A 26,207-nucleotide genomic window follows, 5' to 3' on the forward strand; every position below is an offset into this window, starting at 1 on the left:
GTGCGAAAACATGGCCTCGTGTCGGCCGTTTACGATTTAGATACCAGTCCAAGTTCTTGAGCTTTAAATAAGGCCTCAGTTCGCGATTTGACCGTCAACTTGTTAAAAATTCCTGTTAACGTATACTCCACACTTCGCTGAGACATATGCAGGGACTGAGCAATTTCACGATTTGTTAACCCTGAGGCCACTTCCTTAAGGATAGACTGCTCTTTTTCATTAAGAGATGGCCCTGCTCCTTCATTCTTATTCACAGAATGACTGATGCTTGCTTCTGACCTTCTCAACTGTTTAAACAGATGAAGAGGGATCACCACTTCATCTCGAAGTGCACATCGAATGGCTGTAATCAGTTGTTCACTTGTAGCTGTTTTACTGACAAACCCATTAATATTAGCTTCAACCATCATATTAAAGTGGGTGTTAAGATCAAAGCCTGTATAAATCAGAATGGTTAAATCCGGGGAAGACCTCTTCAGTTTCTTCGCAAGATCTACTCCGCTAATTCCCGGCATATATAAGTCAAGCAGCATAATATCGTATGAATGATTCTTTATTAGCTCTTCTACTTCGCTCGCCTGGTCTGTGACATCGACTTTCATATCTTCTTCTTGTTCAAGCATTGCTTTTGTCCCAGCTCCTACAGCTGGATGGTCATCGACAATCAATATACGGGTCATACTCCTACCTCCTTTGATAATTCATAAGGAAAGGTAATGATTGATTTAAAACCTTCTCCTGGTGCGGTTTCTATTTCAAGGTGACCGTTTAATCCGTTTACCCGCTGTTCTATGCCTGATAGACCGATGTGAGAAAATAGGTCTCTCTGTAGGGAGTAATCCATTCCTTGGCCATCATCAGAATATAACAGCATGATTTGATGTGGATTGCTGGATAAACTTAGCTTTACAATTTTTGCATTTGAATGTTTAGTTGCATTGGTTAGCAGTTCCTGAACCACCCGAAAAATAGCTAATACATATTCCTGATCAAGCTTTGCGTCAAACCCGTCACTTGTAAAATAGACCGTAAAGTTTGAGCGTAATTGATATTGTTCTATTAAATTCTCGAGGGAATGAACCAAGCCCATCTCTTCAATAAAAGCCGGACGCAATTCATTACATGTTTCACGTATGAGATGAATACTGTCTAAAAGTGATTCTTTATAAATAGAAAGCTCTGCTTCCAAGGTCTTCGGTAAATCCGGCCTTTTGTTAATTAAATCGTCCATCCTTCTGTACAAATATAACTGTTCTTGCAGGACTGTGTCATGAAGATCAATAGACAACTGTTTTCTCTGATTTTCTGCAATTGTAAATAACAATCTTGAGAGCCAGGTAGGAGATTTATGAGTTTGGTCACTTCGTAAAGTTCGTAACTCTTTTACCAAATCCTCAATTAAGTTCATGTTCTCAATGGCAATATTGGCGTTATGAGAGATAGTTTGTAAATACGTTTTTTCATCTCTGTTTAAATTCGTATAATCTTTCTTCCCCCTGCACCAAAGCATGGTTACTTTATCTAAAGTAAACCCTACAATTACGCCAAATCCTTTATCTGTTTCCAGAATTGAGCCGATATCATATTGTCGATTCGGAAAGTAGTCGTCAAAATGATCAAGTATGTCAGTAGGGATAGGATCATAAACACAATACATTTTCCGATGATTATGAATAGAATATATATACATCTCCCGTACTTTTAAAACATTTCCTATTTCCTTTCGCATTACTTTCATTAAGTCAACGGCATTTGACTGTTCTTTCATGTCTTTGGACATTCTGTGCATACTCTCTTGATAACTGTATTTAGCCACGAACAAGAACTTTTGCAAACGGAAGTCCAGTCCTTCTTTGACCGATAACAATAAAATGAGCAAAACATGTACAGCCAGATAGATTTGCAAATAATCAATCATTGCAAATTCTCCCTTTATATAAATAGAGAGAATGCAAGGTATTAATACACTTGGAAGTGCAGACAATAAGGCATAATAGCGAATACGACCTATGACAAAGGTGATGTCAATTAACCTTTCCCTCGTTACTAAATACATAAATGTAATGGGTAAGGCGATCAAAAATAAAGCAGCTATTTCCAGGGGAATAATTTTCTCCTTAATCGTCAGCGCAGGAGTTAAATATAAAAAAATGTATGGAAAGAAAGCTACCGACATCCCAACACTCATATACTTAAAAATAGTTCCAACAGAAGTATCCTTGTAACTGAACAATCCTTTATAAATAATGAAAAATAATATGATGTAAAGGCCTAACAGTGAAAAGGAGGGCACCTTGTAAAAATAACTAGGGTAATTAGTCGTTATCAAAAAGTAACATTCCAGTACTGTTACCAAACTGACAAGAACATACAAAATTTGATAAATTTTCTTAGAAAACCAATATACTTTTAACTCAGCAAAGTAATTATAAAGAAATTGAATGAGTACAACGGGTGATAGAATAAAGAGAATAGAATTAAGAAAAATACTGTACAAATCATCCCGAACTGCTCCACTATTACTTAAGTATCCTAAAGCAATGAGCAAAAAATAGAGAATTAATTGATTAGCTGAAAACCGCTTTGCCACTTTTCTCTGCACAATCCTTGAGATCCAAAATGCTGCAATTAAAAATAATAAAGGCAAAAGAATAAATAAAGTCCAATGCAGCAAGGTAGATTCATTAATCGAAGAATAAGTCACTTTTTTGCTTGATTTTTCAACAGTAAACGATTCAGCGTTTTCCAATTCGTGGAACATACGGACCGTATAGTAATCTTCAGGTGATTTCCCTTCAACCGCCGTTAATACAGCTCCTATTTCTATCCCATTTTCATCAGCCCAAGAGCCTTCTTTAATTTCAGAGATGACCAGGGCTCCATTGTGATTCCTTTCTAAATCAACTCCAATTAAGGGCTGAGACAGAGATATTAGGATAATATAACAAGCTGATAATAATATAAATGATACGAGTGCAGTTTGTTTCCAATTTGACATGCTCATTCTCACCTCTGCATGAATTCAATCCTATCTATTATACTATGACATTTCAATACTTTAAACAAAGAAGTGCCCCAGCCTAACATCGTAGTTAGGCTGGGGCACTTCAGTACATTTCATCAATTAAACTCGCTCATCACTTCCAAAGAAGCTCTTGAACGATTCAATGGCTGTGTCACGATTAAGTGCAGCAATTGAAGTTGTCAAAGGAATTCCTTTAGGACATGATTCCACACAGTTCTGCGCGTTTCCGCATCCCATCAGGCCTTCCTCGTCCATGATCGTTTGCAATCTTTCACTCTTATTCATTGCCCCTGTTGGGTGAGCGTTTTTCAGGCGGACCTGAGAAAGTGATGCTGGTCCAATAAAATCAGACTTGCTATTTACATTGGGACAAGCTTCTAAGCAGACCCCGCATGTCATACATTTAGATAGTTCATATGCCCACTGACGCTTGCTTTCCGGCATTTTTGGTCCTGGTCCAAGATCGTAAGTCCCATCGATTGGCACCCAGGCTTTTACCTTTTTCAAGGAGTCAAACATACGGCTTCTATCGACAGCTAAGTCACGGTTTACCGGAAATGTTGTCATCGGAGCTAATTTGATTGGCTGCTCTAACTGATCCACAAGTGCTGTACAAGATTGTCTTGGCGTTCCGTTTATCACCATAGAACATGCGCCGCAAACTTCCTCCAGACATCCCATTTCCCAAAATACTGGCGTTGTTTCTTTTCCATCAGCATTCACTGGATTTCTACGGATCTCCATTAATGCGGAAATAACGTTCATATTTTGACGATAGGGAATGTTAAACGTTTCTTCGTAAGGACTAGATTCGGGATCGTCTTGGCGCGTAATGACAAACGTAACCGTTTTATTTTCGCTCATGATCATTGTCCTCCTTTATTTACTTTTCGAGTAATCGCGTTTACGCGGCTCGAGTAAGGATGTGTCTACTTTCTCATAGCTAATTACAGGTTTATTATTTTCTCTATCGTAACTTGCTATTGTTGTTTTTAAAAATTCTTCGTCATTACGTTCAGGGTAGTCTGGTTTGTAGTGAGCCCCGCGGCTTTCGTTACGATTGTAGGCACCCTGTGTAATCACACGGGCTAATTGAAGCATGTTCCAAAGCTGACGTGTAAACATTGCTCCCTGGTTACTCCAGCGTGATGTATCATTAATATTAATTCGTTCATATCGTTCCATAAGTTCAACGATTTTTTCATCTGTTTTAAGCAGCTTGTCATTTTCCCGAACAACAGTCACGTTGTCTGTCATCCATTCACCAAGCTCTTTATGGATTTGGTAGGCATTTTCGTCGCCGTCCATGCTCATAATCTTTTCAAACTTCTCTTGCTCTTCTTTCAGTTTTGCATCAAATAGAGATGAGCTCATATCATCAGATATGGTTTCAAGCCCTTCTGTATATTTAACAGCGTTAGGTCCAGCTACCATTCCGCCATAAATGGCAGACAGCAATGAATTAGCTCCCAAGCGGTTTCCACCGTGTTGACTATAATCACACTCTCCTGCAGCAAAAATACCAGGAATATTCGTCATTTGATCAAAATCTACCCACATACCACCCATAGAATAATGCACGGCAGGGAAAATTTTCATCGGTACTTTCTTAGGATCGTCTCCTACAAACTTTTCGTAAATTTCAATTATTCCGCCTAACTTAACATCCAACTCTTTAGGATCTTTATGAGACAGATCAAGATAAACCATGTTTTCACCATTGATACCAAGCTTCTGATTTACACACACATCAAAAATTTCCCGTGTAGCGATATCACGAGGCACTAGGTTACCATATGCTGGGTACTTCTCCTCTAAGAAATACCACGGCTCACCGTCTTTATAAGTCCAGATTCGTCCACCTTCACCACGAGCTGACTCACTCATTAGGCGCAGCTTATCATCACCAGGAATAGCCGTTGGGTGAATCTGAATGAATTCACCATTCGCATATTTTACTCCCTGCTGATAAAGCGAACCCGCAGCAGAACCTGTATTAATTACAGAGTTCGTTGATTTACCAAAAATAATTCCAGGTCCTCCTGACGCCATGATAACGGCGTCTGCCGGGAATGCTTTGATTTCATGATCTTTAAGGTTTTGACCAACAACCCCGCGGCCAATACCATCCTCGTCAATAATGGCTGAAAGGAATTCCCAGTTCTCATATTTAGTCACCAGACCATTAACTTCATGGCGGCGAACTTGTTCATCAAGAGCGTACAACAACTGTTGTCCAGTTGTAGCTCCGGCAAATGCAGTACGGTGATGCTGTGTTCCGCCAAAGCGGCGGAAATCAAGCAAACCTTCGGGCGTACGGTTAAACATAACACCCATACGGTCCAACAGATGAATGATGCTTGGTGCTGCATCGCACATAGCCTTAACGGGCGGCTGGTTAGCTAAAAAGTCGCCACCATAAACCGTATCATCAAAGTGTTCCCAAGGTGAATCACCCTCACCTTTTGTATTAACAGCGCCGTTAATGCCGCCTTGAGCACAAACAGAGTGAGAACGCTTTACCGGCACTAGTGACAGCATATCGACATGTACACCCTGCTCTGCTGCCTTAATAGCTGCCATAAGTCCCGCAAGACCTCCACCAACTATAACAATATTTTTATTCGACATGATTGAACCTCACTCCCTTAACTTTCAATAGATCAACGTTCAAGTAAAATAAATGTTTTAAACACCATAAGCGAACTGAATTAAAGTACGAACACCTACATAGGAAATAGCTATGAAAATGATAATGCTCGCATAAGTCATAATACGCTGTGAACGCGGGGATACTGTAATACCCCAGCTGACAAAGAATGACCAAAGCCCATTAGAGAAGTGGAATGTAGTTGAGATGACACCTACTATGTAGAACCAGAAAAAGAATGGCTCACTAAGAATGCCTTCCATCAACTGATAGTTAAGGTCTGCCCATCCTAGTCCGATGGCAATTCGAGTCTCCCATACATGCCACGCAATAAAAATAAGCGTAATGATCCCAGTAATACGTTGTAACATGAACATCCAGTTTCTGAAAAAACCAAAGTTCGACAAATTACTCTTCGCTGTGAATGCAATATATACTCCGTAAATTGCATGGAATAATAGTGGTAAAAAGATAACAAATATCTCCAGTACGTAACGATAAGGCAAGCTCTCCATTACATGGGCTGCTGAGTTAAACGCCTCTGGTCCACGAGTTGCAAAAAAGTTCACAGTTAAGTGCTGGATCAGAAATATCCCGATTGGGAGTACCCCTAATAATGAATGTAATCTCCTGTTAACATATCCGCGTGTTCCTGCCATGTTTACCCCCCTCGAGATGATAACGATTAGTATATGTACATTTTTCAGAAAGTAAAGCGCTTTAAAAACGCATTTAAAATATAGGAAAACCCCTTTTCCTCGACAAAAACTGCCAAATGTACAATTTGTGACACGTTTATTGTACTTCTATCATTTCATAGCGTCAAGAAAAGGAACTACAATTTACTTAAATATACACATTTTTTCTAATTGATAAAATCTCAGATTACTGTTGCTACTTTTTTAAATTCAAGCGATAATAATTGTTGTAGAAAGGAATGAGCGTCATGAGAGAAACAGCTAAGCTATCCACCCTCAACATCTCATCGCTAGTGTCTACTGGCGCAGGGTTTGATTTGCTGCGTTACTATACGTTGCCCGATTTTCTTGGAAAAGATGCCCCTTACCTCTTATATTTTATGGGGAAAAACATCGCTCGCGAAACAACCCTTGAGACATGGGATGACCTTTATGAATTTTTTCAATATATGGGGTGGGGTGAACTCCAGCTGATCAAAGAAAAGAAAAAAGAAATTATATTTCATTTATCAGGCCACATCATTGAAAAGCGTTTAACACAGGAACTATACAACGTTGATTTCCGATTAGAGTGCGGATTTTTAGCTCAGATAATCCAAGTTATTACCAGTGATACATATGAATGCTTTGAACAAGTAAATAAGAAAGAAAATATGGTTGAAATAACCGCGATTAAAGGATAGAAGCCACCTGATTACTCAGCTGGCTTCTCTTCATTTAGATGACTTAATATTTGATCCGCTACCGGTTCCGGTATTCCTAAGCGAGTTAAGTCCATTGGCGCTGCCTCTTTAATCTCTTTGACAGACTTGAAATGACGTAACAGCAGTCTTCTGCGTTTTTGCCCGACACCAGGAATGTCATCAAGTTCGGATTGAATAGCGCCTTTACCACGCAGTTGTCTATGAAAAGAAATGGCAAAGCGGTGTACTTCGTCTTGAATTCGCTGCACTAAATAAAATTCCTGTGAATTTCTATCTAAATCAACCAACACCGGTGGGTCTCCATACAAAAGCTCACTCGTCTTATGCTGATCATCTTTTGCCAATCCACATAAAGGAATATCCAGCCCAAGCTCATTTTCGAGAATGTCCATAGCTGCACTCATCTGCCCTTTCCCTCCGTCTACTACAATAAGGTCGGGTAAGGGGAGTCCTTCTTTTAGTACACGAGTATACCTTCTGCGGATAACTTCCCGCATTGTGTCATAATCATCAGGACCCTTGACATCACGAACTTTATATTTTCGATAGTCCTTTTTACTTGGTTTTCCATCGATAAATGCAATCATAGCCGAAACAGGATCGGTCCCTTGGATATTTGAATTATCAAAGGCTTCAATACGGTGAGGAGTTTCTATATTCAAATGATTGCCGAGTGACTCCACAGCTTTAATCGTCCGCTCCTCATCTCGCTCAATTAAAGCAAACTTTTCTTCTAGAGCAATACTTGCATTCTTCTTAGCTAATTCTACTAACTCTTTTTTTCTCCCTCTCATAGGAATGAGAACCTTCGTATCGATTGCTCCTTCTAATACTTCTCTATTCGTCCCTACAGGCACGAGTATTTGTTTCGGGTAAGGGTGGTTCTGATGCAAATAGAACCGTCCAATATAACTAAGAAACGTCTCTTCTGGATCATCAAAGAATGGAAACAAAGCTACATCACGCTCAATCAATTTACCTTGTCTTATAAAAAATACCTGTACACACATCCACCCTTTATCATAAGAATAGCCGAATACATCACGGTCTACCTCATCATTTAAAGTCATTTTCTGCTGCTCCATGACTGATTCAATATGTTCAATTTGATCTCGTAATTCTTTTGCCCTTTCAAAATCTAGTTCTTCAGAAGCCACATACATTTGCCGCTGCAAATCTTTCTTAATTTCTTTATGGCCTCCGTTTAAAAAGGACGTAATATTCTGTACAATTTCCTGATTTGTTTCTTCAGACACGGGAAACTCACAAGGACCCAGACATTGATGCATATGATAATAAAGGCAAACACGATCGGGCATAGTGTTACACTTTCTTAGTGGATATAATCGGTCCAGCAGTTTTTTAGTTTCCCTAGCTGCAATCACATTAGGATAAGGGCCGTAATATTTTCCTTTATCTTTTTTAACTTTTCTCGTAACAATTAACCTCGGATGTCTTTCAGCCGTAACTTTTAGATAAGGGTAAGATTTATCATCTTTTAAGAGCACGTTGTATTTAGGATCATGCTTTTTTATTAAATTCATTTCCAAAATGAGAGCTTCCATATCTGAGGTTGTTACGATATATTCAAAATCATTAATTTCTCTTACAAGCCGTTGGGTTTTCCCATCATGAGCTCCGGTAAAATAAGAACGGACCCGGTTTTTGAGTACCTTAGATTTACCTACATAAATTATGGTGTCATTCTTATCTTTCATAAGATAACACCCTGGCTGATCAGGCAAAACCGCTAACTTTTCTTTAATAGTTGTGTTCATAATCAATTCACTCCAACTTATTAGACATGCCTATAGCCAATCCATCACACTTTTAGTCCAAAAAGGGAGTTATGAATAAATTCCTTCGAAAAAAAGCCACGCTGCAGGGCAACGCGGCTACTGACACTTCTACTTTCACTAAGAATGCTTAGTAACTAATTCAGCTAATGCTTCTTTAGGTTGAAAGCCGATTACTTGATCAACGACTTTTCCATCTTTAAAGAGAAGTAGTGTTGGAATACTCATAACACCGAACTTACTTGCTGTTTCCTGGTTTTCATCAACATCCAATTTTACTATTTTTACTTGGTCGCTCATTTCTTCATTTAGTTCTTCAAGCACTGGAGCGATCATTTTACAAGGACCACACCATGGTGCCCAGAAATCTGCTATTACAAGACCTTCGTTTGTTTCTTCAGTAAAATTCTGATCTGTTCCTTTTACAATTGCCATCGTATATTCCTCCTCGATCATGTATTCTGTTAAGAGTATATCATTTTCTATTTTACGTGACTAACAATATGTTTTTATAATGTAGGCCGACCCTGCGCGGTTAAAATGAATGAGAATTTAAAAAAGCCAAAGCAAGCAAGGCTTAGCTTTGGCTTATTCTTTATAATTATGCATTTACTTTCAATTGTTTCACTTCTTCAACAAGTTTTGGCACAACATCAAAGAGATCCCCGACAATTCCGTAATCAGCAACGTTAAAGATATTAGCTTCTGGATCTTTGTTGATTGCGACTATTACTTTAGAGTTTGACATACCAGCTAAATGCTGAATTGCTCCCGAAATTCCACAAGCAATATACAAATCTGGTGTTACCACTTTACCTGTTTGGCCAATTTGCAGTGAATAGTCACAGTAGCCTGCATCACATGCACCTCTTGAAGCGCCTACTGTCCCACCCAGAACTTGAGCAAGTTCATCAAGTGGCTCGAAGCCTTCCGCACTTTTCACACCGCGTCCACCAGCTACAATAACTTTAGCTTCGGAGAGATCGACTCCATCAGATGATTTACGAATGATATCCTTAATAATGGTACGAATATCCTTAATATCAACATCCTTTGCAATAACTTCTCCCTCTAAAGCATCATTCCTTTCAAGGGATGGTATGTTATTCGGACGGATGGTTGCAAAGACCAAACCATCTGTGATTTCTTTCTTCTCAAAAGCTTTACCTGAATAAATCGGTCTAGTGAATACAATAGTACCGCCTTCAGCCGCAACTTCTGTAGCATCAGAAATCAGCCCGGATTCAAGTTTGCTTGCAAGTTTTGGTGTTAAATCCTTTCCTTGTGAAGTATGTCCCATAATAATTCCTTCTGGTGACTCTTCTTCAATTACAGGATAAATTGCTTGAGCATGACCTTCAGATGTATACGTTTTCAAATTATCGTGTGAAACTGTCACAACTCGGTCAGCGCCGTAGTACACCATTTCCTTACCCATCTCATTCAGATCTCCTGCACCACTTAGAACACCAATTACTTCTCCTCCATCACTAACAGTCCTTGCTGAAGCAATAGCCTCAAAGGTGACATTTCGAAGAGCCCCTTCACGTATTTCACCGATTACTAATACCTTTTTACCCATAACAAATCTCCTTTCCTGTCTCGATTATTTAAAGTACTTTCGCCTCAGTTTTTAATAAGGATACAAGTTCTTTCACTTGATCTTCTGTTTCACCTTCCAACACCTTGCCTGCTTGTTTTTCAGGTGGTAAGAAGATTTCTGTCGTTTTTGTTTTTGGCTCAACATCATCTTCCTCTAGATCCAGATCATCAATCTCTAACTCTTCAAGCGGTTTCTTTTTAGCTTTCATGATTCCCGGTAATGAAGGATAACGAGGTTCATTTAGACCTTGTTGACAAGTTACTAGAATTGGCAATGAAGTTTCTACCTTCTCTACATCCCCCTCCACATCACGTTCAATGTTAACGGTTTCACCATCAACCGATATACTAGTGATCGTAGTAACACAAGGGATATCCAAACGTTCAGCCAATCTAGGACCCACTTGCCCGCTTGCCTCATCGATGGCTACGTTTCCTCCTAAGATGATATCTACTTCTCGATCAGCAAAAAATGCTTCTAAAATTTTGACTGTTGAGAACTGATCACCGTCTTCTAATTCATCTTCCGTATTTATTAAGACCGCCTTATCTGCTCCCATTGCAAGGGCAGTACGCAGCTGTTTCTCTGATTCCTCTTCTCCAATTGTTACAACGGTCACTTCGCCACCGTGTTCATCCCTGAGATTAATCGCTTCCTCGACAGCGTATTCGTCGTAAGGGTTAATTATAAATTCTGCGCCATCCTCTTCAATGCGCCCGCTATTAATCGAAATTTTTTCTTCTGTGTCAAAAGTACGTTTTAGTAATACATAAATATTCATTATGATTCCTCCTAATCTATTGGTCTTTAAATGCTGGTTTCCTTTTCTCAATAAATGCCTGTATGCCTTCTTTAGCATCTTCATTGCCAAAGACTTCACCAAACGCTGCCGCTTCAGCTTTGTTACCATCCGAAAACTGACCAGTGTGAGCATATGGAATTAATTTCATTATTTGATGAATAGCAGGACCGCTTTTGGCTGAAACCTGCGCAGTGAGTTTCTCTGCTGCTTCAAATAATTCTTCCACAGAAAAGCTCTGATTAGCAAGCCCTGCAGCAACTGCCTCTTTTCCACTGATAGGAGCACCTGTCAGGATCATTTCATATGCCTTCGCAGTACCAACATATCTAGGCAAGCGCTGTGAGCCTGCAAACCCGGGCAGTATTCCTAAGTTCAGCTCTGGTAACCCTAATTTCGCATCCTCTGCTACGTAGCGTATGTGACAAGCCATTGCCAGCTCAAGACCTCCTCCAAGCGCTGCCCCATGAATGGCAGCTATAATGGGGATGTGAAAGCTTTCCATGCGATTAAACAATTGTTGGCCTTTCCTTGAGAGCTGTTCAAAATCAGAGGCACCCTGTAACGATGTGAATTCCTTAATATCCGCACCTGCTGAGAAGAACTTATCCTCTCCTTTTATAAGGATAGCTTTAATGCTCTTATCCATCTCTACTTCATCAAGTACTTTAGATAAATCATTTAATAGTGTACTAGATAAAGCATTAGCTGGAGGACTTTGAATCGTAACTCGTGCAAGATGGTTTTCTTTCTGCAAATAGACGGTAGACACTAGTATCACTCCTTTTACGATTTATGCAATGCCAGTCCGTTGATAATAAAACTATGGACTTCTTTAGCTTGATCTCCTATGTCATAACGAAGGTCTTTCATAACCCAATTGGTTACCGCTTCATCCATCATGCCGAAAATAAGCTGACGAACGAGTTTCCGGTTTAAATCATCACGAAACAGCCCCTCTTCTATTCCTTCTTCCAATATTTGATCAATCACGGCTAAATACCTCTTTAACACTTGATTAATCTTAGACCGTAATTCTTTATTGGATTGCCGAAGTTCCAGCTGCGTAACAATTGCTAAGTGATGATCGGCAGCCAGCTGCTCGAAATGAGTTTCCACCAGGGTAAGCAGTTTCTCTTCAGCTGTCTGCCTCGAAGTTGTTTCTTGCTCAATTCTTTCAATGAACTGTCCCATTTTATCCTGAAATAAAGAGATTAAAATATCCTCTTTATTTTTAAAATAGAGGTAAATGGTCCCATCAGCCACCCCCGCTTTTTTGGCGATTTTTGAAACTTGCGAAGAGTGGTACCCATTTTCAGCAATAACGACAACCGCTGCGTCGATAATCTGTTTATATTTTGGTTTATCTTTTTTCATAAATTTCCCTGCCTTTATTGTGAAAATGAATGAATGGTCATTCATACCTCATATTACATATTTGTATTCATTCTGTCAACAATCTATGAAACTATGAGTTTTGCAGATTGTTTTCTTCCATCTTCTTATTCTCTTCGTCAACAAGTGTCCGACGTAGGATTTTGCCCACCGCTGTTTTAGGCAGTTCATCACGGAATTCATAAATACGCGGAACTTTAAATGCTGCCATACGTTTACGGCAGAACTCATTCAATTCTTCCTCTGTTACGTTATGGTTCTGCTTTATCACTATAAATGCTTTAACGGTTTCCCCTCGATAGGCGTCCGGCACTCCGATAATAACTGCTTCTTGAACTGACTCATGCTCATAAAGGGTTTCTTCAACTTCGCGAGGGTAAATATTGTAGCCTCCAGCAATAATCATGTCTTTCTTCCGGTCAACGACAAAGAAATAACCATCTTCATCCATCCGCCCCATATCACCAGTACGGAACCAGCCTTCTTCACTGAGTACTTGATCCGTGTCCTCTTTTCGGTTCCAATACCCTTTCATGACTTGCGGACCTTTTATGACAATTTCTCCTACCTCCCCTATGGGAACTTCTTGATCCGTTTCCATACTGACAATCTTAGCTTCGGTATTCGGCCATGGTACTCCAATACTTCCGCTTATACGATTTCCCCAAATAAAATTTGAATGTGTTACAGGAGATGTTTCTGTTAAGCCATAACCCTCTACCAGTCTCCCTCCGGTAACGCTTTCAAATTTCTCCTGCACTTCAACGGGAAGCGGTGCAGATCCGCTAATACAAGCCTCGATAGATGATAGATCATACTTTTTCAAGTCGGGATGATTTAAGAGGGCTATATAAATAGTTGGGGCACCCGGAAATAGGGAGGGCCTCTGCTTTTCTATAGTTTTCAGCACATTTCCTGGATCAAATTTAGGCACTAAAATCATTTTTGAACCCATCATAACAGACAGATTCATTACAGAGGTCATCCCGTAAACATGAAAGAATGGTAAGACGGCAAGAACTACTTCTTTGCCCTTTTCACACTTATGCATCCATGCCATTGCCATCTGTGTGTTTACAACTAAATTATAGTGACTTAGCATTACCCCTTTTGGAGACCCCGTAGTACCGCCTGTGTATTGTAACAGGGCTATATCCTCAACCGGATCTACTTCCACTGGAGATACTTGCCCACTGCTATTATCCAAAATATGCTTCCACAAATGAGTGTCGGATGATTGCTCAGGTTTAACGAGGACCTGATGCTGCCGCTTTTGCACGAAAGGATATAGTTTGTTCTTCGGAAAAGGGAGGTAATCCTTCACACCAGTAACGATAATATGTTCCAGAGAGGTGTTCGGTTTAACATTTGCCGCTTTCGGATATAAAATATCCAGACAGACAATCATCTTTGCCCCGGAATCCTTCAACTGGTATTCAAGTTCTCGCTCCATATACAATGGGTTGGTCTGAACTACAATACCGCCAGACATTAAGATCGCATAATAAGCGATCACTGATTGAGGACAGTTAGGCAGCATTACGGATACACGATCGCCTTTTTCTAACCCTAACTTCTGCAAGTAACTCGCAAAGCTTCGGGTCTCGTCAAAAATCTCCTGAAAGGTCATTTCCTTCCCCATGAAGTAAAGCGCTTTCTTTTTGCCGTATAGCATTACGCTTTCCTCCAAAAAGCTGTGAAGCGGACGTTTATCATAGTCTACTGATGCAGGAATTTCAGGCGGATAATTTTTGAGCCAGGGACGTCGACCACTCTCCATAAAAAACCCTCCCTCTTTGTATTACTTTTATTATACCGTTATCGGCTTGAAATTAAAAATATATAATTAAAATTTTGCAAATATTTACTTAAAAAAGCAAGTCCTTTCAAAAAGAACATGCTTATAACAAAACATATACAATTCCAATCACAATAAAAAGTGAAGCAATTACGATCAATACTTTTGCTAAAGTCTCCATACTATTCCACCCTTCATATGATGTTAGCCCCGATGACATATGACAATCCTGCTGAAATAATAAATGAAATAAAACCAACAGCCCGGTTATCTTCAGCGATCTCGTCATCAATTCTGAAGGAAGGAGTAAGAAATTCAAATATGAAGTAGCCAATTAACAAAAGAATAAATCCGAATAACCCCCACCCCATAGTCTGGAGAAGGGAGTCATTCTCTTGAATGGAAAATCGAAAAATATTGGCGATGCCAAATATTTTTCCTCCGGTTGCCATAGCTACAGCTAAATTGCCATTCTGAATTTCTCTCCAATTATTATAGGTGGTTACTAATTCAAATACAGCCATAAATACAACAACACACAGAACTACAACACTATAACTTGCTGCAGTTTCAATAAGGGCATGTTCCCAGAATCCTGTCATAAAAAGCTCTCCCTTTTACGAATTTACTTTAATTCAAGCACTGTGACCCCGCTGCCGCCTTCATTCATCCCACCAGCTCGGTACGAGTCAATCTGGCGATGGTTTTTCGCATAATTTTGGACAGCTGTTCTCAATGCGCCTGTTCCTTTCCCATGGATGATGGAAACACGCGGATAATTCGCTAATAATGCGTCATCAATATATTTTTCCAACTGATTTAAAGCCTCTTCGTAACGTTCGCCTCTTAGATCAAGTTCTGTTTTAACATGGTAGCCTTTCCCTTTCACAGTAGCCATCGGTTTTTCCTTATATGGTTGTTGAGCTTTTACAAATTCTAAATCGTTCCGTTTTGCCTTTACCTTCATCATGCCCACCTGGACCTGGTATTCATTGCTGTTCGTTTGCTCCAGTATAACTCCTTGCTGATTTAACGTAAGTAATTTCACTTCGTCCCCAGCCTTTAACTCTTTATCTTCCTGTTTAGATACTGGTTTCTTACTGATGTTTTTCTTATTTGCCAAATTCGGTGTAGTTTCATCCAACGCTTTTCTGGCTTCAATCAATTCGTGGTCTTTAATCTCTGCTTGGTTCTTCATTTGTCGAAGCTGATGAACAATCTCTTCAACTTCTTGCCTGGCTTTTTCGACTGCTTTCTCAGCTTTTGTTTCAGCTTTAGTATATAACCGTTCTCGTTTCTCCTCAAATTGTTTCCACTGCGTTTGCAAATCACGATATAATTCTTCTGCTTTTGTTAACGTTTCTTCCGCTTCATCATAGTCTCGTTCAGCATTTCGCGTTGATTCTTCCAGTGAGGCAATCATATTCTCCACGCTTTGTGAATCAATTCCGACCTGCTGCTTAGCGGTTTCTATAATCGTTTCATCTAAGCCAAGTCTTCTCGAGATCTCAAACGCGTTACTGCGTCCCGGAACTCCGATAAGGAGACGATAAGTCGGCTTCAATGTCTGGATATCAAACTCTACGGAAGCGTTAGTAACTCCCTCCCTGTTATAGCCATACGCTTTCAGTTCTGGGTAATGAGTCGTTGCAACTACCCGAGCCCTGCGACCAACAACCTCGTCCAAAATGGACATGGCTAAGGCAGCACCTTCTTGGGGGTCTGTCCCTGCTCCTAGTTCATCGAATAAAACTAAAGTGCGTTCATTGACATGCTTCAATATTTCCACAATATTAGTCATATGAGAGGAAAAGGTTGATAAACTTTGTTCAATTGACTGCTCATCCCCAATATCTGCATAAACCTGTTCAAACACAGCCAATTCACACCCATCCATTGCAGGTACCTGGAGACCAGATTGGGCCATTAGTGTAAATAAGCCTAGCAGCTTCAAGGTAACTGTTTTACCACCAGTGTTTGGCCCTGTAATGACAATTGAAGTGAAATCAACCCCTAATTCAATATCATTAGGGACAACTTCTTCTGGATCTATGAGGGGATGTCTTGCTTGTTTAAGACGAATGCGGCCTTCATCGTTCATAGTTGGCATAGCGGCTTTCATTTCATTGCCTAGTTTTGCCCGGGCAAACATAAAGTCAACATAGGCAAGTATCTCAACATTAGAATAGAGGAAGGATTGCTCTTCAGAGATAGCAGTAGACAAATCTGTTAATATACGCTCCACTTCCTGGCGCTCTTGTACTTTTGATTCTTGTAACTGATTATTTAAATCAACTACTACTTGTGGTTCGATGAATAAAGTTGCTCCAGAAGCAGATTGATCGTGAACAATCCCGCCTATGGAACCTCGATATTCTTGTTTTACAGGTAGTACATAGCGTTCATTTCTAATTGTTACGATGGCATCTGATAACATATTCGATTTCGACCTGGTGAAAGTCTCCATCTTATCACGGACACGACTTTCCGAGGTTCTAATTTTCGAACGGATCGTTCTCAATTTATCGGAAGCACCGTCCATCACTCCCCCGTGCTCATCAATACAGGTTCTAATTTTTCTTTCTAGTTCTGTGAGGGGGACGATTCCTTCGACAAGGCCCCTCAGTATCGGCATATCAGGTTCTTCCAGCTCTTCAACAAATCGTTTTAGCTGCTTCCCCCCATATATGGTGCTGGCAATATCAAGACATTCGATGGCACTAAGCACGCCTCCAATAGTTGTGCGCTTAATGCTCGGTTTAATATCGAAAATTCCGCCCAACGGAATGTATCCTTTTAGACGGATCACCTGTGCGGCCTCATCTGTCTCTTTTTGCCACTGTGTGACTTCCGTAAGTTCAGTTGAAGGTTTCAATGCAAGTGAACGTTCCTTACCGAGCGAGGAAGCTGCTTGCTCTGCTAATTGTTCAATAATTTTTTTATATTCTAAAACATGAAGGATTCGTTTGTTCATGTTCATAATTCTCCTTTATTCATACTAATCCCTGCCAAGTCGTTTCATCAACTGCTGTGTCGTCATTGTATTTAGAACGGATTCCTTACGCAGCCATCCTTTTCTAGCGGAGCCTACCCCAATTTCCATATGGTCAAGCATTGGATAGCTATGGGCATCCGTATTAATAGCAATCGTTACACCAGCATCCTGCGCTTTTATTAACCATTCCCAGCTTAAGTCCAGGCGATTAGGATTCGCATTTAGTTCCAAAATAGTACCCGTCTGTCGGGCCCCTTCAATTAGATTTTTTAATTGTACTTGATAACCAGATCTGCGGCCAATTAATCGTCCAGTTGGGTGAGCGATCATATCTACATGCGGATTCTGAAGCGCTGTGTTAAGCCGATGCATAATCTGGTCTTCAGATTGATTAAAACTGGAATGGATAGAAGCAATAACAAAGTCCATGTCCTTTAGAAAACTGTCTTCGAAGTCTAACGAGCCATCTGGAAGGATATCCATTTCAACTCCGGCAAATATATGGAAGCCTTCCATTTGATTATTAATTTTATCAATCTCCTGCTTTTGCATTCGCAAACGCTCTTCATTTAACCCGTTAGCAATCCTTAAATACTTGGAATGATCTGTTATAGCGATGTATTCATACCCCATATTTTTGCTTCGTTCTGCCATTTCTCTTATTGATTGAGCACCATCACTCCAAGTTGAGTGCATATGAAGGTCGCCGCGAATATCATTTGGTGCAACAAAGGAGACAGACTCTTGGAATGCTTCAACTTCTCCCTTATTTTCACGTACTTCAGGAGGGATGTAGTGGAGTCCAAAATGTTGAAAAAACTGTTCTTCTGTTTTAAAGGTCAGCACTTCACCTGTCTCCGCGTTTTCTACTCCATACTCACTTATTTTTTCTTGCTTTTGCTTGGCCAGTTGTCTCATGGCTACATTATGTTCCTTTGATCCGGTAAAATGGTGCAAGGTAGAAGCAAACTCTTTAGGTTCGACAATGCGAAAATCCACGCCTATATCATATCCTTCATCGACAATAATTGAAACTTTTGTATCACCGGAGGAAATAATTTCTTTTAATTCCGGGTAAGCAAGTAATTCTTCTTTCGTTTGTTCAGGATATTTTGAAGCAATAATAAAATCGAGATCTTTAATCGTTTCTCGCTTTCTCCTTAAGCTTCCCGCTACGGAAAATTTTTTTATCGTTTCAGATTGATTCAAAAAGGCTTCAATTTTTTCTGCAATAGGCAGCATAAAAGCAATTGGAAGTCTTTCAGGCCTTGTGCCGTACTCCTCCAGCGTTTTCAATATTTTCTCTGCAGATTTCTTTCCAAAGCCTTCAAGCTGTTCTACCTTTCCTTCCTCAAGGGCTTCCTTCAATGATTCAGCATCAGTTACTCCTAATTGTTGATAAAGCTTGGCAAGTTTCTTTCCACCTAAGCCCTGGATATCAAGCAGGGGGACTAAACCCGCCGGTACTTCTCCCTGCAATTGTTTTAACGTTTCAGATTCACCTTCATCAACGTACTCTTGAATGACCGATGCAGTGCCTTTACCGATGCCTTTGATCTTAGTAAAGTCGTTGATTTCATTCAACGAATGGTCGTTTCTTTCTAATGCCTGGGCAGCTTTACGGTAAGCTGATACTTTAAACGAATTTTCACCTTTCAATTCAAGATAAACTGCAACGGTTTCAAGTAATTGAATCACTTTCTTTTTATCAATTGTCATTACCTTGTCCACCTTTCACATTTAAACAGTTGAGGATAAAAAGAAAAGGCCGCTATGAAATTTTCACAGCGACCTTTCCATTACTAGCAAATAATAGGTGAGCAGTCACATCAAACTTAACTGACGTTCTCTTCAACTTCGAATCGCTCACATGTACACCATGGAGTAACAATTCGTACTACTGCAGCAAGCTTATCATATGGTCCACCCACATAGTTTTGATTTGACTGGATAGGATGGGAGTACTCTCAATAATAAACTGGGCTAAAAACGAACCGTCCAAAGCGTTCTGGACAACACTTAAAGGTACTAATGCCGCTATGTATAATAGAATAAACAAGAGAAAGTATCTTTCTACAAACCCTAAAATGCCGCCTAACAGGCTATTTATTGAACTGAGTACAGGTAGTTCTGCAACAAAGTCCAGCATAGATGCAAGAATCTGCAAAATAATTTTAACCCCAAAAAATAAAATAGCGAAGGCTGCAGCATTATAAAATGCTTGTTCTAAAGGCAGGTTTTCCGTAAATACTGCCCAGGTGGCTCCCTCTGGGAGTTCAGGGTAGGGAACCCACAAAATAAGTTTAGGTGCTAGATTGTCGTAATACATTACAGCGACGATAAAAGCGGCAATAAATCCTATCAAATGAAATAACTGAAGGATAAAACCCCTTCGAATGCCTACCATAACGCCAAAGAATAGAATAATCAAAAGCAATATATCAATCATGTTAGTCGTCGTCCTCTTTCTCTATCTTGTCAATATAATTCATTAATTCCGTACACTCTTCTTTAAGTTTAATATATTCATTCATTGTATTAACCGCTGTCAGGACTGCAAGTTTAGATGTATCTAAACTTGCATTAGCTTCATGTATTTCACGCATTTTCTGATCAACAAGACTAGATACCATGCGGATATGGTGCGGCTCTTCATGTCCAACAATAGTGTACGAGCGATTGTTAATCTCAACGGTGATTCTTCTTCTATTTTTATCTGATTGGGACACATCCATACCCCCTTGATTCTCAAGTCCTAAGCATAATAGTAACATGAAGCTGAACATTTGGGAAACCAAAAAGTATTATTACCTCTGTTCTGTTCATGTTTCTAATTTGCTATACTGATTTTATACTTTTTTTAAATAGAAGGGACTTAACTATGTCACAAGTTGTTTTAACCTTACCCAAAGAAAAACTTCAGGAAATGCAAAGTTATTATAAACAAAGTCTAAAAGCCACACCACAAAATGCTGCCTTTGCAGCGAAAACACCAAATTGTACAATCACAGCTTACAATTCTGGAAAAGTGCTCTTCCAGGGGAAAGCTCCGGAACAGGAATCACACAAATGGGGGAATTCTACCGTTCAAAACTCCTCTAAAAAGTCAGTACCAAAACCCACTCATCGATTTCATCCTGATAAAGCGTTGTTTGCACAGTCTCATATTGGATCAGATGAAGCCGGAACGGGAGACTTTTTCGGTCCGATAACCGTTGCAGCAGCATATGTAAAAGATCATCAAATTGGCCAGTTGAAAGCAATTGGTGTAAAAGACTCAAAACATCTCAGTGACAAACAAATCACGCACATCGCTAAACAAATTGTAGAAATGAATATTCCCTACAGCCTCTTGCGCTTAGATAATATGAAATATAATCAATGGCAGGAAAAGGGCTGGACACAAGGTAAAATGAAGACAATGCTTCACCATAAAGCATTAGAAACCTTACTAGCAAAAATAGCGCCCGAGCAGCCGGCTATTCTTGTTGACCAATTCTCTCAGCCAGACGTTTATGCAAAACACTTAAAATCTGAATGCAAACAACTCCAGAGGGACATATTCTTTATGACCAAAGCAGAAAGCTATTCCACATCTGTTGCTGTGGCTTCAATCATTGCCAGATCGAGCTTTGTAAAAGCGATGAATCAAATTGAGATGGACACGGGGCTTCCTGTTCCCAAAGGGGCATCAGGGGCCGTCGACAAAGCTGCAGCAAAGATTATAACCATTTACGGAGAAGATAAACTGCGCGAAATTGCCAAGATACATTTTGCTACTTTACAGAAAGCTCGAAAATTAACGTAAGTACAAACAAAAGCGTGCCATAAAAATGGCACGCTTTTGTTACGCTCTACTCCCTACGAACTAACCACGCAGTTCAGCACGATGAGTTTGCTTAACAGCATCAAGAATTTGGTTATGAGCTTCTTCCACTTCTTTATCCTTTAATGTTCGTTCAGGATTTAAATACACTAAATTGAAGGCCAGTGATTTCTTCCCTTCGTCAAGGTGGTCGCCTTGATAAACGTCAAAGACCTGCACCACTTGAATGAGTGGATCTCCTGCTTCGACAATCGTCTTTTCAATTTCAACTGCAGGAATGGATTCGTCCACAACTAAAGCGATGTCACGACTCACTTCTGGGTATTTAGGTATCGGTCGGAAACCTTCTACTTTCGTGTACATGTTGAGGAGCTCCTCAACATTCAGATCAAACACATACGTTTCTTTTAACCCCATTTCTTTCTGGAGTTTCGGATGAACTTGCCCTAGGAATCCAAGCGTTCTCTCCCCTGACTTAATAAGAGCTGTTCTGCCAGGATGCATATGCTCAATCTTTCCTTTTTCAAATGAAACAGCCAGATCCAGCTTAGCAGCCAGCCCCTCTACAATCCCTTTAACGACGAAAAAGTCAACAGGCTTTCTCTCTTGCTGCCATAAATGACTTACCCATTCACCTGTTAATGCTCCTGATGCTCGCAGTGTTTCAACAGGCTGTTTTGTAACGCGTTCTTCATTATTAATAAAAACTTTCCCAATCTCATAATAGCCCAGGTTATTTTGTTTACGTGCAGTATTATAAGCTAGAGATTGAAGCATCTCAGGGAGTAAGCTTAATCGAAGATGACTATGATCTTCACTCATGGGCATAGCCAATTTGACAGGATGATTGGCCTGATTAGCAATTTCCTCGCTTACAAGCATAGCGGCTCTTGTTTCACTAGTAAGCGAATACGTAATAGCCTCATCTAAACCTGCTCCTTCAAAGTAAGTCTTGATGTCACGCTTTAACTTCTGAACCTGCGATAGCCCGCCAGCTTGTGAAGCACCTTGCGGGAGAGTGTACGGCAGTTGATCATATCCGTAGATACGTGCTATTTCTTCAAGCATATCTTCAAACTGGGTCACGTCTCCTCGTCTCGTCGGTACAGAAATATCAAAATCATCCCCGGAGTTAGTAAATGTAAATTGAAGACGCTTGAGAATATCGGCAATCTCTTGATTAGAGATATCTGTCCCTAACCGCTCATTTATGCGCTGTGAATGCACGGAAATTTCCTGCTCAGTCCGATCTAGTTGATCAAAGCTAACTACTCCTGAAAGAACAGTGGCTCCTGCATATTTTTCTAAAAGTTCACAGGCTCGTTTGCCGGCTCGTTCCACCCGATTTGGATCCACGCCTTTTTCAAAACGGGTGCTTGATTCACTTCGCAGCCCATGATCCTTAGAAGATTTCCTTACTACAGCAGGATCAAAATAAGCGGCCTCCAGCATAATCGTTGTTGTGCTCTCGGTAACTTCTGATTCAGCGCCCCCCATTACTCCTGCAATTGCCTGTGGTTTCGTCCCGTTCGTAATGACTAAATGATCGGTTGTTAATGTCCTTTCCTGATCATCTAACGTCACAATTGTTTCACCATCTTCTGCTTTACGAGTCACGATTTCTTTGGACCCGAAACGATCGTAGTCAAAGGCGTGAAGCGGCTGGCCATATTCAAGCAGCACATAATTTGTGATGTCCACTACGTTATTGATCGGGCGGATGCCAGCGGCTGTTAATCTATTTTGCATCCATAAAGGGGACTTCCCTACATTCACATCTTTGATTATGAAAGCACCATAATAAGGATTAGCCTCTTGATCTTGAACTGTCACAGAAAGATACTCTGATGCTTTCTCTGGAACAGGATGGACTTCTTCTTCAGCCAATTCATACTCACGCCCCAGAGCAGCTGCCACTTCATAAGCTACTCCAGCCATACTTAGGCAGTCTGCCCGGTTTGGCGTTAAACCAAGCTCGATGATTATATCATTCAGATTCAGTAATGAAACAGCATTTTCACCTGCTTGCACCTCCTCAGGGAAAACAAAAATTCCATCCTGGTATTCTTTCGGGACATCTTTTTCATCTACACCTAATTCTTGTAAGGAACAAACCATTCCGTTTGATTCTTCGCCGCGAAGTTTTGTTTTCTTTATCTTAAAATTACCTGGCAGCACAGCACCTGGAACTGCAACAGGAACATACTGACCTTGTGCTATATTAGGAGCGCCGCATACAATTTGTAATGTTTCTGTTCCTACATTAATTTGACACAACGACAATTTATCTGCATTTGGATGTTGCTCACATGAATTAACGTAGCCGACAACAACCCCTGTAACTTCTTCCGCAACAGGTTCTACACTCTCTACTTCTATGCCTGTTTTCGTTATAATTTCAGCAAGGTCTTCCGGCTGATAATCGCGAACATCAATATATTCATTTAGCCAATTTAAGGATACTAACATTTCCTTAACCTCCTTACGCTTTATGGTATTGTTTTAAAAATCGTTGATCGTTTGTGTAGAAATGACGAATATCATCCACGCCATACTTCAGCATTGCAATTCGCTCCGGCCCCATTCCAAAGGCAAATCCAGAATATTCATCTGGATCGTATCCAGCCATTTCAAGTACATTAGGGTGCACCATGCCAGCCCCGAGAATTTCAATCCATCCTGTGCCTTTACAAACAGAACAGCCGCTTCCTCCGCACATTTTACAAGAGATATCCATCTCCACTGAAGGTTCAGTAAACGGGAAGAAACTTGGACGAAGCCTGATTTCCCGCTCAGATCCAAACATTTGCTTAGCAAATGCATCCAGCACTCCTTTTAAATCGCTCATTCGTACATGTTTATCAACGAGCAAGCCTTCTATTTGAGTAAACTGATGGGAGTGGGTCGCGTCATCTGTATCACGGCGATACACTTTTCCCGGGCAAATCATACGTACTGGCTCTGATCCATTCTTCTTTCCCATTGTTCTCGCCTGTACGGGGGACGTGTGGGTTCTAAGTAAAAGCTCCTCAGTAATGTAAAACGAATCTTGCATATCGCGAGCCGGGTGACCTTTAGGCAGATTCAGTGCTTCAAAATTGTAATAATCTGTTTCCACTTCAGGCCCCTCTTTTATTTCAAATCCCATTCCGATAAACAAATCTTCAATTTCCTCTACAATAGAAGTTAACAAATGAGGGCCACCAACTTGGATAGGACGTCCCGGCAATGTTACATCAATACTTTCCGTCTCTAGTTGCTTCTCAAGAGCCTCGTCTTCAAGGCGGGTTTGCTTAGATTCGATTGCATGGGCTATCTCTTCTCGGACATCATTTGCAAGTTGACCGATAACCGGGCGTTCCTCTTTAGAGAGCTTCCCCATCCCTCGTAATACTTCTGTAATTGGGCCTTTCTTGCCTAAGTACTCTACACGAATGTCTTTAAGGGCTTGCACTTCTTCAGAATGTTGGACTTTACTCAATGCTTCTTGCTTCAATTCCTGTAAACGTTCCTTCATGGATTGCTCCTCCTTCAATATCAAAATAAAAAAAGCCTCATCCCCTCATAAAAAAGGGACGAGACTTATTCAATCGTTTCGCGGTACCACCCTTGTTGACACATCATTGTGCCCACTCAAGATCTTAGATAACGGATATGAATCCGGTACACCTGTCACAGATGCCAGCTCCAGAGTTGAAATTTCAATAATGGCCACGATAGAAATGCTTTCAGTCTAAGGCATTCCTTCCCTCAATCGATGCTGCCCTTATTTACTTAGCTCCTTCTTTGCTATTTACTATATAACTGTTCATTAATTATAGATAAAGACGATGAGTTATGCAAGCCTATTCTTTTAAATGATACATTAAAATACCAGCAGCGATTGCCACATTTAATGACTCTGCCCTGCCATAAATCGGGATATAGACTTTCTCACTAGCACAAGATAACAATTCATCTTGAATACCCTGTCCTTCATTACCGACAATTAGAGCAGCTTTCTCGGGCTGCAGTACCTTTTTATACGGTTTAGCATCCTGAAGAGCTGAAGCCCAAACCGTAACACCGGCAGCTTTCAGATTTCGTATAACTTCTTGTAATTCCCCTTGATAAATCGGGATATGAAACAATGATCCTTGCGTTGAGCGGATTGTCTTTTCATTAAAAGGATCCACGCAACCTTCTCCAATCACTACATGATTAAAACCAGCAGCATCAGCCGTGCGAATTAACGTCCCGAGGTTCCCCGGGTCTTGCACAGCATCAATTATCAAGGTTAATGCTTGAGGCTTGAAGGATTCAACTTTTCGCTCAACCACCGCTGCAATGCCTTGAGGGGTTTGAGTTTGCGAAATAGCCTGGAAAACTTGCTCGCTTACATCTGTAACTGGCATTTCTGTGTCCAGAACAAAAGATTCCCCTTCTCTTCTAATCAGTTCCACTACTTTCCAGTCACTTTTTTGTGCTTCCTCTACCAAATGGCGGCCTTCGACTAAAAATGTTCCAGTTCTCTCTCTAAACTTGCGCTTATGTAACTTTTTCCACTCTTTCACTTTCGAATTACTGACAGATGTTAACATATTATGGTTTCCCTCGTTTAAAATGAAGTTTTCCTTAATCATACATAGCTTATTCTCATTTGGTCAAACTAAACATAACTCAAAAGTGGAGGTAGACAAAAATGGACTTAAACTTAAGAAAAGCAATCTTGTCTAACGTTTCAGGACACAATACAGACCAGCTTGAAGCTACTATTGTCGATGCTGTCCAAAATGGCGAAGAAAAGATGCTCCCAGGCCTTGGCGTTCTATTCGAAATGATCTGGAAAGAAGCTAACGAAGGTGATAAACAAGAAATGCTTGAAACCCTAGAACAAAGTCTGCAAAAGCAAGCATAAAAGCCACCCCTTTGGGGATGG

General features: G+C 40.4%; 23 protein-coding genes. 3 read left to right on the forward strand and 20 right to left on the reverse strand.

The genetic code is table 11. The features are described 5' to 3' along the window. Positions 1-29: 29 nt before the first annotated feature. From G6R08_RS02495 to G6R08_RS02515, 5 genes are all read right to left on the reverse strand, one after another. Complete coding sequence (locus tag G6R08_RS02495) at positions 30-680, reverse strand: response regulator transcription factor (protein ID WP_163526528.1); 651 nt, start codon at positions 678-680, stop codon at positions 30-32. Continuing rightward, the gene (locus G6R08_RS02500) at positions 677-2,998 is read right to left on the reverse strand and encodes an ATP-binding protein (protein WP_163526529.1); all 2,322 of its coding nucleotides are present in this window, start codon (positions 2,996-2,998) and stop codon (positions 677-679) included. Before G6R08_RS02500 ends, G6R08_RS02495 begins: the two co-directional genes overlap by 4 nt. Positions 2,999-3,124: 126 nt before the next feature. Further along, the gene (sdhB, locus tag G6R08_RS02505) at positions 3,125-3,889 is read right to left on the reverse strand and encodes a succinate dehydrogenase iron-sulfur subunit (RefSeq protein ID WP_079530458.1); all 765 of its coding nucleotides are present in this window, start codon (positions 3,887-3,889) and stop codon (positions 3,125-3,127) included. A gap of 15 nt (positions 3,890-3,904) precedes the next feature. After that, positions 3,905-5,656 (reverse strand): succinate dehydrogenase flavoprotein subunit, encoded by a 1,752-nt coding sequence (gene sdhA, locus G6R08_RS02510; RefSeq protein ID WP_163526530.1) that lies wholly within the window; start codon positions 5,654-5,656, stop codon positions 3,905-3,907. 57 nt (positions 5,657-5,713) lie between these two features. After that, on the reverse strand, positions 5,714-6,334 hold the full coding sequence (locus G6R08_RS02515; protein ID WP_163526531.1) for a succinate dehydrogenase cytochrome b558 subunit: 621 nt from the start codon (positions 6,332-6,334) through the stop codon (positions 5,714-5,716). A gap of 287 nt (positions 6,335-6,621) precedes the next feature. Between G6R08_RS02515 and G6R08_RS02520 the strand changes: the two genes are divergently transcribed. After that, complete coding sequence (locus G6R08_RS02520) at positions 6,622-7,056, forward strand: YslB family protein (protein WP_240339636.1); 435 nt, start codon at positions 6,622-6,624, stop codon at positions 7,054-7,056. Between the two features lie 11 nt (positions 7,057-7,067). Here G6R08_RS02520 and uvrC read toward each other — a convergent pair whose 3' ends face one another. From uvrC to zapA, 12 genes are all read right to left on the reverse strand, one after another. Next, complete coding sequence (uvrC, locus tag G6R08_RS02525; protein WP_163526533.1) at positions 7,068-8,855, reverse strand: excinuclease ABC subunit UvrC; 1,788 nt, start codon at positions 8,853-8,855, stop codon at positions 7,068-7,070. A gap of 138 nt (positions 8,856-8,993) precedes the next feature. After that, positions 8,994-9,308: a thioredoxin gene (gene trxA / locus G6R08_RS02530; RefSeq protein WP_163526534.1), complete on the reverse strand. Its 315-nt coding sequence runs from the start codon at positions 9,306-9,308 to the stop codon at positions 8,994-8,996. Between the two features lie 166 nt (positions 9,309-9,474). Beyond that, positions 9,475-10,455 (reverse strand): electron transfer flavoprotein subunit alpha/FixB family protein, encoded by a 981-nt coding sequence (locus tag G6R08_RS02535; RefSeq protein ID WP_163526535.1) that lies wholly within the window; start codon positions 10,453-10,455, stop codon positions 9,475-9,477. A 28-nt stretch (positions 10,456-10,483) separates the two neighbouring features. Then, complete coding sequence (locus tag G6R08_RS02540) at positions 10,484-11,257, reverse strand: electron transfer flavoprotein subunit beta/FixA family protein (RefSeq protein WP_163526536.1); 774 nt, start codon at positions 11,255-11,257, stop codon at positions 10,484-10,486. A gap of 16 nt (positions 11,258-11,273) precedes the next feature. Continuing rightward, entirely contained in the window at positions 11,274-12,047 is a 774-nt protein-coding gene (locus tag G6R08_RS02545) for an enoyl-CoA hydratase (protein WP_163526537.1), read from the reverse strand. 14 nt (positions 12,048-12,061) lie between these two features. Next, positions 12,062-12,652, reverse strand: a complete 591-nt coding sequence (locus G6R08_RS02550) for a TetR/AcrR family transcriptional regulator (RefSeq protein ID WP_163526538.1) — start codon at positions 12,650-12,652, stop codon at positions 12,062-12,064. Positions 12,653-12,743: 91 nt separating this feature from the next. Continuing rightward, positions 12,744-14,450 carry a long-chain-fatty-acid--CoA ligase gene (locus tag G6R08_RS02555; protein ID WP_163526539.1) on the reverse strand — a complete coding sequence of 569 codons (1,707 nt, stop codon included), beginning with the start codon at positions 14,448-14,450 and terminating at the stop codon, positions 12,744-12,746. 212 nt (positions 14,451-14,662) lie between these two features. Further along, positions 14,663-15,070 carry a DUF350 domain-containing protein gene (locus G6R08_RS02560; protein ID WP_163526540.1) on the reverse strand — a complete coding sequence of 136 codons (408 nt, stop codon included), beginning with the start codon at positions 15,068-15,070 and terminating at the stop codon, positions 14,663-14,665. A 23-nt stretch (positions 15,071-15,093) separates the two neighbouring features. Beyond that, a complete protein-coding gene (locus G6R08_RS02565) occupies positions 15,094-17,442 on the reverse strand; it encodes an endonuclease MutS2 (RefSeq protein ID WP_163526541.1) in 2,349 nt (782 codons plus the stop codon). A 24-nt stretch (positions 17,443-17,466) separates the two neighbouring features. Beyond that, the gene (gene polX, locus G6R08_RS02570) at positions 17,467-19,182 is read right to left on the reverse strand and encodes a DNA polymerase/3'-5' exonuclease PolX (RefSeq protein WP_163526542.1); all 1,716 of its coding nucleotides are present in this window, start codon (positions 19,180-19,182) and stop codon (positions 17,467-17,469) included. A 178-nt stretch (positions 19,183-19,360) separates the two neighbouring features. Continuing rightward, entirely contained in the window at positions 19,361-19,912 is a 552-nt protein-coding gene (locus G6R08_RS02575) for a CvpA family protein (protein ID WP_163526543.1), read from the reverse strand. 1 nt (position 19,913) lies between these two features. Continuing rightward, positions 19,914-20,198 carry a cell division protein ZapA gene (gene zapA, locus G6R08_RS02580; protein WP_420810365.1) on the reverse strand — a complete coding sequence of 95 codons (285 nt, stop codon included), beginning with the start codon at positions 20,196-20,198 and terminating at the stop codon, positions 19,914-19,916. A 146-nt stretch (positions 20,199-20,344) separates the two neighbouring features. Between zapA and rnhC the strand changes: the two genes are divergently transcribed. Beyond that, positions 20,345-21,271 carry a ribonuclease HIII gene (gene rnhC / locus G6R08_RS02585; protein ID WP_163526545.1) on the forward strand — a complete coding sequence of 309 codons (927 nt, stop codon included), beginning with the start codon at positions 20,345-20,347 and terminating at the stop codon, positions 21,269-21,271. A gap of 60 nt (positions 21,272-21,331) precedes the next feature. On the opposite strand, the gene pheT is transcribed toward rnhC, so the two are convergent. From pheT to G6R08_RS02600, 3 genes are all read right to left on the reverse strand, one after another. Then, positions 21,332-23,758 carry a phenylalanine--tRNA ligase subunit beta gene (gene pheT / locus G6R08_RS02590; RefSeq protein ID WP_163526546.1) on the reverse strand — a complete coding sequence of 809 codons (2,427 nt, stop codon included), beginning with the start codon at positions 23,756-23,758 and terminating at the stop codon, positions 21,332-21,334. Positions 23,759-23,771: 13 nt separating this feature from the next. After that, positions 23,772-24,806 carry a phenylalanine--tRNA ligase subunit alpha gene (pheS, locus tag G6R08_RS02595; protein ID WP_163526547.1) on the reverse strand — a complete coding sequence of 345 codons (1,035 nt, stop codon included), beginning with the start codon at positions 24,804-24,806 and terminating at the stop codon, positions 23,772-23,774. A gap of 328 nt (positions 24,807-25,134) precedes the next feature. Next, entirely contained in the window at positions 25,135-25,869 is a 735-nt protein-coding gene (locus tag G6R08_RS02600) for a TrmH family RNA methyltransferase (RefSeq protein WP_163526548.1), read from the reverse strand. A 101-nt stretch (positions 25,870-25,970) separates the two neighbouring features. Between G6R08_RS02600 and sspI the strand changes: the two genes are divergently transcribed. Then, positions 25,971-26,186 (forward strand): small acid-soluble spore protein SspI, encoded by a 216-nt coding sequence (gene sspI / locus G6R08_RS02605; RefSeq protein ID WP_163526549.1) that lies wholly within the window; start codon positions 25,971-25,973, stop codon positions 26,184-26,186. Positions 26,187-26,207: the final 21 nt, after the last annotated feature.

The organism is Halobacillus ihumii, assembly GCF_902726645.1.
GTDB classification, from domain to species: Bacteria; Bacillota; Bacilli; order Bacillales; family Halobacillaceae; genus Halobacillus_A; species Halobacillus_A ihumii.

Bases quoted from the DNA above. Each gene is read 5' to 3' on its own strand.
- G6R08_RS02495 (WP_163526528.1), bottom strand. From the start codon at position 680: ATGACCCGTATATTGATTGTCGATGACCATCCAGCTGTAGGAGCTGGG.
- G6R08_RS02500 (WP_163526529.1), bottom strand. From the start codon at position 2,998: ATGTCAAATTGGAAACAAACTGCACTCGTATCATTTATATTATTATCA.
- sdhB (WP_079530458.1), bottom strand. From the start codon at position 3,889: ATGAGCGAAAATAAAACGGTTACGTTTGTCATTACGCGCCAAGACGAT.
- sdhA (WP_163526530.1), bottom strand. From the start codon at position 5,656: ATGTCGAATAAAAATATTGTTATAGTTGGTGGAGGTCTTGCGGGACTT.
- G6R08_RS02515 (WP_163526531.1), bottom strand. From the start codon at position 6,334: ATGGCAGGAACACGCGGATATGTTAACAGGAGATTACATTCATTATTA.
- G6R08_RS02520 (WP_240339636.1), top strand. From the start codon at position 6,622: ATGAGAGAAACAGCTAAGCTATCCACCCTCAACATCTCATCGCTAGTG.
- uvrC (WP_163526533.1), bottom strand. From the start codon at position 8,855: ATGAACACAACTATTAAAGAAAAGTTAGCGGTTTTGCCTGATCAGCCA.
- trxA (WP_163526534.1), bottom strand. From the start codon at position 9,308: ATGGCAATTGTAAAAGGAACAGATCAGAATTTTACTGAAGAAACAAAC.
- G6R08_RS02535 (WP_163526535.1), bottom strand. From the start codon at position 10,455: ATGGGTAAAAAGGTATTAGTAATCGGTGAAATACGTGAAGGGGCTCTT.
- G6R08_RS02540 (WP_163526536.1), bottom strand. From the start codon at position 11,257: ATGAATATTTATGTATTACTAAAACGTACTTTTGACACAGAAGAAAAA.
- G6R08_RS02550 (WP_163526538.1), bottom strand. From the start codon at position 12,652: ATGAAAAAAGATAAACCAAAATATAAACAGATTATCGACGCAGCGGTT.
- G6R08_RS02555 (WP_163526539.1), bottom strand. From the start codon at position 14,450: ATGGAGAGTGGTCGACGTCCCTGGCTCAAAAATTATCCGCCTGAAATT.
- G6R08_RS02560 (WP_163526540.1), bottom strand. From the start codon at position 15,070: ATGACAGGATTCTGGGAACATGCCCTTATTGAAACTGCAGCAAGTTAT.
- G6R08_RS02565 (WP_163526541.1), bottom strand. From the start codon at position 17,442: ATGAACAAACGAATCCTTCATGTTTTAGAATATAAAAAAATTATTGAA.
- polX (WP_163526542.1), bottom strand. From the start codon at position 19,182: ATGACAATTGATAAAAAGAAAGTGATTCAATTACTTGAAACCGTTGCA.
- G6R08_RS02575 (WP_163526543.1), bottom strand. From the start codon at position 19,912: ATGATTGATATATTGCTTTTGATTATTCTATTCTTTGGCGTTATGGTA.
- zapA (WP_420810365.1), bottom strand. From the start codon at position 20,198: ATGGATGTGTCCCAATCAGATAAAAATAGAAGAAGAATCACCGTTGAG.
- rnhC (WP_163526545.1), top strand. From the start codon at position 20,345: ATGTCACAAGTTGTTTTAACCTTACCCAAAGAAAAACTTCAGGAAATG.
- pheT (WP_163526546.1), bottom strand. From the start codon at position 23,758: ATGTTAGTATCCTTAAATTGGCTAAATGAATATATTGATGTTCGCGAT.
- pheS (WP_163526547.1), bottom strand. From the start codon at position 24,806: ATGAAGGAACGTTTACAGGAATTGAAGCAAGAAGCATTGAGTAAAGTC.
- G6R08_RS02600 (WP_163526548.1), bottom strand. From the start codon at position 25,869: ATGTTAACATCTGTCAGTAATTCGAAAGTGAAAGAGTGGAAAAAGTTA.
- sspI (WP_163526549.1), top strand. From the start codon at position 25,971: ATGGACTTAAACTTAAGAAAAGCAATCTTGTCTAACGTTTCAGGACAC.